This window comes from Bradyrhizobium sp. CCGB12, assembly GCF_024199845.1.
GTDB lineage: Bacteria > Pseudomonadota > Alphaproteobacteria > Rhizobiales > Xanthobacteraceae > Bradyrhizobium.
Map to the genome: position 1 here is coordinate 2,881,915 of NZ_JANADO010000001.1, position 9,728 is coordinate 2,891,642.

Here is a 9,728-nt window from a genome sequence, read left to right on the forward strand (position 1 = left end):
AAACCGGCGCACATTCCAGCACCGCTCAGGTATCGGGCGGATAGAGATGAACGTCGCCGCAATAGTCCACGATACGATAGCGCGTTTCGGCTCCCGCTTCACGCGCATCGCCTGCGATATTTTGCGCCACCAACACATAATTCGGCCCGACTGGTGACTTGCCGGCGCCGCCGGGAATATCGATGACATAGTCAGGCTGACACAGCCCTGACACCCGCCCGCGCAGCTGCCGCATCAAATCCTGTCCCTCGGCCAGCGTCGTTCGCAAATGCACGGTGCCGGGCGCGAGATCACCGTGATGCAGGTAATAGGGCTTGATCCGGCATTCGACGAAAGCTCGCATCAAATCCGACAGAGCCGTGATGTTGTCGTTGACGCCGCGCAAGAGCACGGACTGGCTCACCATGGGAATGCCGGCGTCGACAAGCCGCGCGCAGGCGGCGCGCGCTGTTCCCGTCAGTTCCCGCGCATGGTTGGCGTGCAGCGCGACCCAGGTGGTCGCGCCCTCGACCTTGAGCGCGGCGACCATCTCGTCGCTGATACGCGCGGGATCGGCCACGGGGACGCGGGTGTGAAGACGGATGATCTTGACGTGATCGATCGCGGCCAGATCGGCCATGATCTCGCTCATCCGTCGCGGCGAGAGCATCAGCGGATCGCCGCCGGTCAGGATCACTTCCCAGATCTCGCCGTGCGCGCGGATGTAGTCGATCGCCGCGCGATAGGCGCTGTCCGAGAGTGCGTTTTCCTTGCCGGGCCCGACCATCTCGCGGCGGAAGCAGAAGCGGCAATAGACCGCGCAGACGTGAACGAGCTTGAACAGCACGCGATCGGGATAGCGATGAACGATGCCTGATACCGGCGAGTGCGGGTGATCGCCGATCGGATCGGCGTTCTCGCCCGGCTGCACGTCCAGCTCGGCCGCGGTCGGAACGAACTGCCGTGCGATGGGATCGTCCGGATCGGCCGTGTCGATCAGCTCGACCAGATCAGGCGTGATCGCCACCGCGTAGCGCGCGGCAACGCGCTCCAGCGCCGGCAACGTCGCTGCGGGCGCGAGGCCTTCGGCGACGAGATCGCCCGGCTCGCGCAAAGTGCGTGCAAGATTTGTCGTCCTCATGTCTCACTTAACGTTTCATTTGCAGGCGGCGTCCAGACCACCTGATCAATTCGCAATGCGCCGCTCGCCAGCATGACCAACCGGTCGAAGCCGAGCGCGACGCCGCTGGCCTCCGGCATTGCGGCAACCGCGGCCAGAAAGTCCTCGTCCAGCGGGTAGGCCTCGCCGTAGCGGCGCTGCTTCTCCGCCATGGAGTCCGTGAAGCGCAGGCGCTGCTCCTCGGCATCGGTGAGTTCGCCAAAACCGTTGGCGAGCTCGACGCCGCAGGCATAGACCTCGAACCGCTCGGCGACCCTGGGATCGGCGGCCTTCACACGCGCCAGCGCCGCCTCTGGAGATGGGTATTCGAACAGGATGGTCAAACGGCCCTGCCCCAGATGCGGCTCGACATGCTCGACCAGAACCTTGCTGAAGATGTCGGACCAGGTGTCGTCCTCGGCCACACGGACCTTCCCGCCCGCCGCCTGGGCAAGCGCGGCACGGTTACCCTCACCGCCCGAGATTGTCGACAGCAGGTCTATGCCGGCGAACCGCTCGAAGGCGCCCGCGACCGTCACGAGTTCCGGCTCGGCGAAGGGATCGGCGGCCCGGCCGCGGAAGGCGAAAGTTCCGATGCCCGTCGCCTGCGCCGCGCGGGCAATGACGACGACCGTGTCCGCCATGATGGCGTCATAAGGAGCGCCGGCGCGGTACCATTCCAGCATGGTGAATTCGGGTAGATGCAGGTCGCCGCGCTCGCGGTCGCGGAACACCCGGGCGAACTCGAAAATCCGCTCCTCGCCCGCCGCCAGCAGCTTCTTGCAGGCAAATTCCGGCGAGGTCCGCAGGTAGCGGCTGGCACGGCTGCCGTCCGGCCGCATGATCTCGGTCCTGGGGGCGTGCAGATGGGTCTCATTGCCGGGAGAGACCTGGAGGACGGAGGTTTCGACCTCGACGAAGCCCTGCTCGGCGAAAAATCCCCGCAAGGCCCCGGTAATCGCCCCCCTTGCCTGGAGGAAGGGCCGCCGGTCGAGGTGCCGTTCGGGCGACCAGAACGGCGAAACCGGCTTGTCCCCAGCCATTAACCGACCGCCTCTTGGGACAGCAAAATGCTGGCATCCAACGGCAAAATCAGTATGTTGCGGCCCGAAACGGGCGCCGAGGTCTGATTTGAGGCCCCAAGTCCCCCATCGATTTGACCACGTCCTGGCCCGAGCCGGGCCAAGCAAGCAGGAAATACAGCTTTGAGAGTCATCGCCAGTTCTATTCGCAAGGGCAACGTGATCGAGCAAGACGGCAAGCTTTATGTCGTCGTGAGCGCCGAGAACATCCATCCCGGCAAGGGCACCCCGGTCAGCCAGATCGAAATGCGCCGAATCTCGGACGGGGTAAAGATCTCCGAGCGGTACAAGACCACCGACCAGGTCGAAAAGGCCACGATCGAAGAGCGCAACTACACCTTCCTGTATGAAGATGGCGATGGCTTCCACTTCATGAACCCCGAGACCTACGATCAGGTCCAGGTGCCCAAGGACGTCGTCGGCGACGCGGCCGCGTATCTTCAACCGGAGATGATCGTCAAGCTGTCGACCCACGACGTCAACGTGGTCTCGCTCGCGCTGCCGCAGCGCGTCACGCTGGAAGTGGTCGAGACCGAGCCTGTGACCAAGGGCCAGACGGCTTCCTCGTCCTACAAGCCCGCCGTGCTCTCCAACGGCATCCGCACCACCGTGCCTCCGCACATCTCGGTCGGCACCCGCATCGTGGTGATGACCGAAGACGGCTCCTACTCCGAGCGCGCCAAGGACTAACGGGGAACGGAACGATCGCAACAGGTACCGCCGGGGGGCGAGGCAGTGGTTGGGAAGGGGGTCCGCTTCGTCTGGCTTGTTCTGGCCTCGCTTTCGCTCCTCACTGCCGCTCCGCTCGCTGCGGATGAATTCCGCAGCCCTTCGCTTACGGCCCTGCGCGTCGACTGGCGCGCAGCGCTCGACCAACTCCGCACCGAGATCAATGCTCGTCCTGGGGTCGCGGACGATTTCATCTTCGCACCCCGCCGTTCGATGCCGCGCTACGATCCGCGCGCGATGCCGGCGCTGGTTCAGCTCAACGCGGTCTCCTCGCCATTCTTCACCGGCATCGCCCGCAGCCCCGTGCCCGTGCTGCTGCCGTTCGACGCCGCCGCCTACCTCGAGGCGCAACGCAATGGCGCGCCGGCCACACTCGCGCTGGCGCGCTACCAGGCTGATTTCAGTCCCGTCGACATGTTCGATGCCGGCCCTGCCGGCTACAGCGCGACCTTCTCGTTCGAGCCGGGCGCCGGCGACGGCATGCCGAGCCGGGTATTTGCAAGGCCGGTCGAGGTGCAGATCACGGGCTCCGTGCTCGTCTACGACATCGCCGATCCCTCGGGGGGCAAGGGCGAGCCGGTCAAACCCCTCGCGGCGCTCTACCCGGACCTGCGCAGGTTCATCCGCGAAGGCTATGTGCGCTATGCCTTCACGCGGTTCGGCGTCGCCTATGTGGTGTCGATCCAGTGTCTCGACAGCGTCGCCAAGCCACGGCGTCTCGCCTGCAAGGAAGCCTATCCGGTCGCAGAACGCTTCCTGAAGGCGCTGCGGGTCGCCGGCGGGCAACGGATGCGGCCGCTGATGGACGTTGCCTCCAACGTCCTCGATCGTCCTGCCGCACGCTCGGCAGATTTCACTTATCGACCGAGCGGCGATATCATCCCGAATACCGGCTACCGCAAGCAAGGTGGCCATCCCGACGTGATGGCCTACGCACAGATCCGCTTCCCGCTCGAAAAGGCGCCGGCCTTCGTGCGCTCGCAATCCTACGGCAAGCGTGACAAGAGCGACGGCCCGGCCGGCTATCCTTGGCGCGACAATTTCTGCGAGTCCCGCAGCTTCGAGGTCTGGCAATGCGCCGGCGGATACGGTCACCAGGGCGAGGACATCCGCGCCGCCGATTGCCCGCCGCCCGGCGAAGGCCGCGAGCCCTGCGATCCCAAGCAGCGCGGCGTCGTCGCCGTGCGCGATGCGATCGTGATCCGCGCTGCCAAGGACCAGGCCGCGACGCTTCAAATCAACAGCCGGACCGAGCACATCCGCTTCCGCTACATGCATATGAACCCGCAGGCGCTGAACGCCTATGGCCTCGTCAACGGCCGCATCGTCACCGAAGGCGAAAAGATCGGCGTGGTCTCGAACTATCTCGACCATCCCGCCGGCACATCGATGCACCTTCATTTCGACGTGCAGGTCTTCACCCGCGACGGCTGGATCTGGGTCAGCCCCTACGCCACGCTGGTCTCGGCCTATGAGCGCCTGATCCGCGCCCGCGGCCGCGAGGTCGGCCCGGAGATCGCAGGTACTCCGCAGCCCGTGGCACACGCGCTGCCGGAAGACGTGATCAAGCCGGACCTGCGCGAGGGATCGGGCGGCGAGGATAATTGAGGGCTCGTTCCAATGCCGCGAGGCGCAAGAGCGTGTCGTCGCGCACACCGCCGGCTCGAACGAAGAAAGGACCGTGTGGATGAGTGTCGGACTGATCGGCCTTCTCGACGATATCGCAGCGATCGCAAAGGTGGCCGCGGCCTCGCTCGACGATGTGGCGAGCCAGGCAGCCAAAGCCGGCGCAAAGGCGGCCGGCGTGGTCATCGATGACGCGGCCGTTACGCCGAACTACGTCATCGGTTTTGCCTCGAAACGCGAACTGCCGATCGTCGGCAAGATTGCGGTGGGGTCGCTGCGCAATAAGTTACTGATCCTGCTTCCCGTTGCCCTGCTGCTTGGCTATTTCCTTCCCGCCGCGGTCACGCCGCTGCTCATGCTGGGCGGAGCCTTTCTCTGCTACGAGGGGGCCGAGAAGGTGCTCGAAGCCGTGATGCCGCATCATGCGCAACACCACGAAGCTCAGCTCCAGCCGATTGCGTTGAATGCCCGTTCGGTCGAGGACGAGAAGGTCGCCAGCGCCATCAAGACAGATTTCATCCTGTCGGCGGAGATCATGGCGATCACGCTTGCGGCCCTCCCGGGGGGCAGCATCTGGACGCAGGCGCTGGTGCTGGCTCTGGTCGCCATCTGCATCACCGCCGGGGTCTACGGCGTGGTCGCCCTGATCGTGAAGGCGGACGATGTCGGCGTGGCCCTTGCGCGCTATGACGGGGCTTCAGCCGTTGGCGGCGCGATCCGCTTGCTTGGACGCGCGCTCGTCCGCGGCATGCCCACCTTCCTGACGGTGCTGAGCACCATCGGCACTGCCGCCATGATCTGGGTCGGCGGCGGGATCATCCTGCACGGCATCGAAAAATACGGCCCGCCCGCTGTCGGCCGCACGGTCCATGCCGCAACCGAGGCTGCCGCACACGCCCTTCCATCCGTTGCCGGCATCATCGAGTGGTCGGTCGAGGCAGCCATCTCAGGCGTGCTTGGACTGCTTGTCGGCGCAGTTGCGATTCCGGCCGTCGAATACGGTTTCTCGCCGGTATGGAAACGGTTGCGGCGATCCCGGCCGGCCTGAAGCCACCGAAGCGTGTAGCCCGGATGGAGCGAAGAGACTGGGCAAGATTCTAACATCGAGTGAAGGTAGGATTCGGCATGACGAATCGTACCTTCAAAACCGGCGTCAGGCGGGATCAGCCGAGCCTTCTGCCGGCGCGGGTGGAAGATTATGTGGCCGGCGACAATCCGGTTCGGGTGATCGAGGCTTTTGTTGCAGCGCTTGACCTCGGGAAGCTTGGCTTCCGCCATGCCGGATCGAGCGGCGGGGCTGGACAGCCACCTTATGACCCGGCCGACCTGCTGAAGCTTTATCTTTATGGCTACCTGAACCGGATCCGGTCGTCGCGCAACCTGGAGCGCGAAGCCCGGCGCAATCTGGAACTGATCTGGCTGATGAAGCGCCTGGTGCCGGGCTATCGCACCATCGCCAAGTTCCGCCAGGAGAACTGGAAGACGCTCAAGGCGGTGAACCGGGAGTTTGTGCTGATGCTGCGCGAACTCGGTCTGATTGGCGGAGAGGTTGTGGCGATCGACGGTGCGTTTTTTGATGGCAACGCCAGCAAGGCGAGCATCAAAACGCAGCGCAAGCTCGCCAAGCGGCTGGCGGAGATCGAGCAGGATATTGAAGCCTATGGTGCCACGCTCGAGGCCAACGACAGCGCCGAGGTGGAACGTCCACCCGCGGGGCGGGATGGCGGAGGCGATGGCAGTCGCGGCGGAGACCTCGCACAAGAGGTGGCGGCGTTGATGGCCAAGCGCGCCAGCTTGCAGGCCGATCTGGCACGACTGGAGGAGAGCGGGCAGACGCAGCTGTCGCGAACCGATCCGGATGCCCGCCTGTTGTCGAAGAACGGCCAGGTGGTGGCAGGCTATAACGTTCAGATCGGCGTCGACGACAAGCACGCTCTGATCGCGGCGAGCGAGGTCGTCAACGACGGCAACGATAGCGGCCAGCTTTACGACATGGCCAAGGCCGCAAAGGACGAGCTTGGCGTCGAGACGCTGACGGTTCTCGCCGATACCGGCTACTACAACGGCCATACGCTCAAGGACTGCGAGGAGAACGGCATTGCCGCCTACGTTCCGCTGGCCAAGCGAACCACGCGGCTCGAAGCGCAGGATCGCATCAGCCATGAGGCGTTCGCCTACGACGCCGAAGCGGATGTCTATCGCTGTCCCGCCGGCAAGCAGCTGCGTCCCACGGACGGTCGCAAGACCAACGGCAACCGGATCGAGATCAGGTATGTCAGCCGCAAGTCAGATTGCGACGCCTGCCCGCTGCGCGCGCGCTGTGTCACCGTCAAGATCCCGACGCGCACCGTCCAGCGCTGGGAGCATGAAGCGGTGCTGGATCGGCATCGCGCGCGGATGCAGGGCGCCGAGGCCCAGATGCGCCGCCGCGCCGAACTCGCCGAACACCCCTTCGGCACCATCAAATGCCGGGCCGGCTACCGCCACTTCCTCGTCCGCGGCTTCGACAAAGTCTGTGGCGAATGGAGCCTGATGGCGCTTTGCTACAATTTCTCCCGAGTCCTCAGCATTCTCGGCCTCGACGCCTTCATGGCCTATCTGGCAAGCCGGCTTCCGCATTTGGCACTCTTGCTGCTCAACGCCATCACCGACATCACCGACATCATCACCCGGATACGGCCCGCTCCAGCGCCAATCCGAGCCCAAATCCGTCCAATTTTCCGATATGCCGCGTAAGCCGCGCCCAAACAAATACTTGCCCAGCCTCGAAGCGCAATCCGGGGTTTTCTCGCGCAGAGGCAGCGGTCTCGGATTGCGCTTCGCTCCATCCGGGCGACTGATCATTCGAGCAACGTCGTCAATTGCGCGCCCTCGTCCGCCACGAACACCGCGATCAACTCTGCCGGCTCGGTCGCGCTGGCATTGGCGGAGACTAGATGCGTCGAGCCCGGCGGCTCGAAGAAAGACTGGCCGACGCCGAACGTTTCGACCGGGCCACCACCAAGCTGGGAGCGGATCTCGCCCTTGGTGATGTAGGCCGTCACCGAGCCTGCGTGGCGATGCGGCCGCGAGAATCCGCCGGGACCGTAGGTCACGCGCACGATGGTGACGCGCTTGCCCGGGACGTTCGGCAGCGCGTAGGAGCCGATCGGCTCGACCTTGTCGAGCGGCGAACTCTCCGCAGCCGTGGCGCAGAGCGGCGCCAGTGCGCCTGACACACTGTCGATCGTGACCGGCAGCGCCTTGCCGATCACAAAGGCGCAGGCGAGCCCGCCCAGGGCGGCAATCGCCATCGAATGCGACGCCATCGGGCGCTGCGCAGCGGCCAAACTCATCGCTGTCATGCTGACCTCCCCGCGCTGCAATCAGGATGCCGCGGCATTCGCCGCGACCGGCCGCTTGGCCGGCGTCCAACGATAAGCTGCACCAAATCGGTTCCAGACATTGATCGAGGCGATCGCCGAGGTCAGGTAGGTCAGCTCAGTTTCAGAGAACTCGCGCTTTGCCTCCGCATAGACCTCATCGGTGACGCCACCGGGGAGCAGCGTCAACGCCTCCGCCCAGGCCAGCGCCGCGCGCTCGCGCGCGGAAAAGATCGGCGCCTCGCGCCATGCCGCGACCAGATGGAGCTTGTCGACGGGAACCCCGATCCGTTCCGACAGCAGGACGTGATGCTGCAGGCAGAAGGCGCAGCCGTTGATCTGCGAGGCGCGCAGCTTGACGAGCTCGATCAGCTGCTTGTCGAGACCGGCCTTGCTTGCAAGCTGGCCGAGCGCCAGCACCAGATCAAAGACGTCGGGCGCGATCTTCTTGAAATCCTCGTACTCGCTGCGGGCGTGTGACATTGCGGTTCACCTCGTCTTATTGTAAGTGTACTTACATCTTATAAGAGCTCTGATATGTCGCGCAAGCCCGTCACCATCACAAGATCGAAAAACGCGCGCAAGGCGCCCGCACCTGCCGACGACGGCGCCGTGCGCGTACCCGCTCCTGGCGAGGGCAAGCGCGGCGAGCAGGGCTATCTCGGCTATCTCCTGCGCCAGGCCCACGCCGCGGTTCGGCTGAAGATGGAGCGTGCCCTGGCCGATCTCGGCGTGACCTCGCCGCAATTCGCGGTGCTGACCATGCTCAACGCCTATCCGGGCCTCTCGGGGGCCGACGTCGCCCGCCTCACCTTCCTGACCCCCCAGACCGTCGGCGTCATCATTCGCAACCTCGAACGCGACGGTGCGATCGCGATGACGCCTCATCCGGTCCACGGCCGTATCCAGCAATGGACGCTGACGCCGCGCGGCGCGACGCTTTTGAAGGCGTGCCGGCAGCGTGTACTTGATTTGGAGAAACGCCTCGCCCGAGATCTGGATACCAAGGCGGAAACCGCGATCCGGCGCTGGCTCGCCGGCATCGCAGCCGAGTTGCAGGAGGACTAGTCGAAATTGAGCCGCAACGCCGGAAGGCCCCGTTACCCGCCCTTCAACACATTCTTGACCTCGCCGTCGGGCCAAGCTTCACCCGCCGCGATCACGCGAACGCGGGTTTGGTCCATCGCATTCACCAGCACATGCGAACTGATCCGATCACTGCTGCGCTCGAGCCGTAGATCGGTTTCCGGCTTCCAGCTCAACGTCGTCGCGAGATCGCCGGGAAAAATCTGCCATTGCGATCCGTCATCGAGCTCGACGACATGGCTTTCCGCATGCGCGCGTATCTTCATTCCACCCCGATTCGATTTGCCGAGCGTGGGCGCCCCGGCGCCAAGCCGGGGCTCCCCTGCGTCAGTCGTTGTCGTGATGAATCACGGTCTTGCTGCGATTGCCGAATTCATCTTCCTTCTTGATCACCGTCGTACGGTCGGCGGGCTCACGCTCCTTGATGACCGTGGTGCGGTCGCGATCACGGTCTCGCTCGCGATACTCGTGGGACTGACCAACCGTCACACCAGCGCCGACCGGGCCGACGTGAACGCCGACCTCATCCGCGAGTGCAGGTGCCGCGATGGCGGTGACCATGGCGGCGGCAAGCAGATATTTCCTCATCTTCTTCTCCTCCTGTAGTGCGGGGAGGAATGCAGGGCTGCGACAGTTTGTTCCGGCGGAACGTGCAAGATCTCGCGTGCAGCTGTTCCAGGAACCGACTCACACAAGCCGTGTTTC

General features: G+C 64.7%; 11 protein-coding genes. 5 read left to right on the forward strand and 6 right to left on the reverse strand.

Annotation, left to right across the window (positions count from 1 at the left end):
* Nucleotides 1-25: 25 nt before the first annotated feature.
* Both NLM27_RS13865 and epmA read right to left on the reverse strand, forming a co-directional pair.
* On the reverse strand, nt 26-1,120 hold the full coding sequence (locus NLM27_RS13865; RefSeq protein ID WP_254143827.1) for a lysine-2,3-aminomutase-like protein: 1,095 nt from the start codon (nt 1,118-1,120) through the stop codon (nt 26-28).
* Nucleotides 1,117-2,181 carry an EF-P lysine aminoacylase EpmA gene (epmA, locus tag NLM27_RS13870; protein WP_254143828.1) on the reverse strand — a complete coding sequence of 355 codons (1,065 nt, stop codon included), beginning with the start codon at nt 2,179-2,181 and terminating at the stop codon, nt 1,117-1,119. Before epmA ends, NLM27_RS13865 begins: the two co-directional genes overlap by 4 nt.
* A gap of 162 nt (nt 2,182-2,343) precedes the next feature.
* Between epmA and efp the strand changes: the two genes are divergently transcribed.
* From efp to NLM27_RS13890, 4 genes are all read left to right on the forward strand, one after another.
* Nucleotides 2,344-2,910, forward strand: coding sequence for an elongation factor P (gene efp, locus NLM27_RS13875; RefSeq protein WP_254143829.1), 567 nt, complete (start codon nt 2,344-2,346; stop codon nt 2,908-2,910).
* Nucleotides 2,911-2,955: 45 nt separating this feature from the next.
* The gene (locus NLM27_RS13880) at nt 2,956-4,557 is read left to right on the forward strand and encodes a M23 family peptidase (protein ID WP_254143830.1); all 1,602 of its coding nucleotides are present in this window, start codon (nt 2,956-2,958) and stop codon (nt 4,555-4,557) included.
* 79 nt (nt 4,558-4,636) lie between these two features.
* Nucleotides 4,637-5,623 carry a DUF808 domain-containing protein gene (locus NLM27_RS13885; RefSeq protein ID WP_254143831.1) on the forward strand — a complete coding sequence of 329 codons (987 nt, stop codon included), beginning with the start codon at nt 4,637-4,639 and terminating at the stop codon, nt 5,621-5,623.
* 77 nt (nt 5,624-5,700) lie between these two features.
* Entirely contained in the window at nt 5,701-7,311 is a 1,611-nt protein-coding gene (locus tag NLM27_RS13890) for an IS1182 family transposase (RefSeq protein ID WP_254142551.1), read from the forward strand.
* A 104-nt stretch (nt 7,312-7,415) separates the two neighbouring features.
* Here NLM27_RS13890 and NLM27_RS13895 read toward each other — a convergent pair whose 3' ends face one another.
* Complete coding sequence (locus NLM27_RS13895; protein ID WP_254143832.1) at nt 7,416-7,919, reverse strand: cupin domain-containing protein; 504 nt, start codon at nt 7,917-7,919, stop codon at nt 7,416-7,418.
* 21 nt (nt 7,920-7,940) lie between these two features.
* Nucleotides 7,941-8,420 (reverse strand): carboxymuconolactone decarboxylase family protein, encoded by a 480-nt coding sequence (locus tag NLM27_RS13900; protein ID WP_254143833.1) that lies wholly within the window; start codon nt 8,418-8,420, stop codon nt 7,941-7,943.
* A gap of 54 nt (nt 8,421-8,474) precedes the next feature.
* On the opposite strand from NLM27_RS13900, the gene NLM27_RS13905 reads away from it, so the two are divergent.
* Nucleotides 8,475-9,005, forward strand: coding sequence for a MarR family winged helix-turn-helix transcriptional regulator (locus tag NLM27_RS13905; protein ID WP_254143834.1), 531 nt, complete (start codon nt 8,475-8,477; stop codon nt 9,003-9,005).
* A 32-nt stretch (nt 9,006-9,037) separates the two neighbouring features.
* On the opposite strand, the gene NLM27_RS13910 is transcribed toward NLM27_RS13905, so the two are convergent.
* Nucleotides 9,038-9,289: a hypothetical protein gene (locus tag NLM27_RS13910; RefSeq protein WP_254143835.1), complete on the reverse strand. Its 252-nt coding sequence runs from the start codon at nt 9,287-9,289 to the stop codon at nt 9,038-9,040.
* 61 nt (nt 9,290-9,350) lie between these two features.
* Nucleotides 9,351-9,611: a hypothetical protein gene (locus NLM27_RS13915; RefSeq protein WP_254143836.1), complete on the reverse strand. Its 261-nt coding sequence runs from the start codon at nt 9,609-9,611 to the stop codon at nt 9,351-9,353.
* Between the last annotated feature and the right edge of the window lie 117 nt (nt 9,612-9,728).

Excerpts from the sequence above, each read along its gene's own strand:
- NLM27_RS13890 (WP_254142551.1), top strand. The coding sequence starts at position 5,701 with ATGACGAATCGTACCTTCAAAACCGGCGTCAGGCGGGATCAGCCGAGC.
- NLM27_RS13865 (WP_254143827.1), bottom strand. The coding sequence starts at position 1,120 with ATGAGGACGACAAATCTTGCACGCACTTTGCGCGAGCCGGGCGATCTC.
- NLM27_RS13910 (WP_254143835.1), bottom strand. The coding sequence starts at position 9,289 with ATGAAGATACGCGCGCATGCGGAAAGCCATGTCGTCGAGCTCGATGAC.
- NLM27_RS13915 (WP_254143836.1), bottom strand. The coding sequence starts at position 9,611 with ATGAGGAAATATCTGCTTGCCGCCGCCATGGTCACCGCCATCGCGGCA.
- epmA (WP_254143828.1), bottom strand. The coding sequence starts at position 2,181 with ATGGCTGGGGACAAGCCGGTTTCGCCGTTCTGGTCGCCCGAACGGCAC.
- NLM27_RS13895 (WP_254143832.1), bottom strand. The coding sequence starts at position 7,919 with ATGACAGCGATGAGTTTGGCCGCTGCGCAGCGCCCGATGGCGTCGCAT.
- NLM27_RS13905 (WP_254143834.1), top strand. The coding sequence starts at position 8,475 with ATGTCGCGCAAGCCCGTCACCATCACAAGATCGAAAAACGCGCGCAAG.
- NLM27_RS13900 (WP_254143833.1), bottom strand. The coding sequence starts at position 8,420 with ATGTCACACGCCCGCAGCGAGTACGAGGATTTCAAGAAGATCGCGCCC.
- NLM27_RS13885 (WP_254143831.1), top strand. The coding sequence starts at position 4,637 with ATGAGTGTCGGACTGATCGGCCTTCTCGACGATATCGCAGCGATCGCA.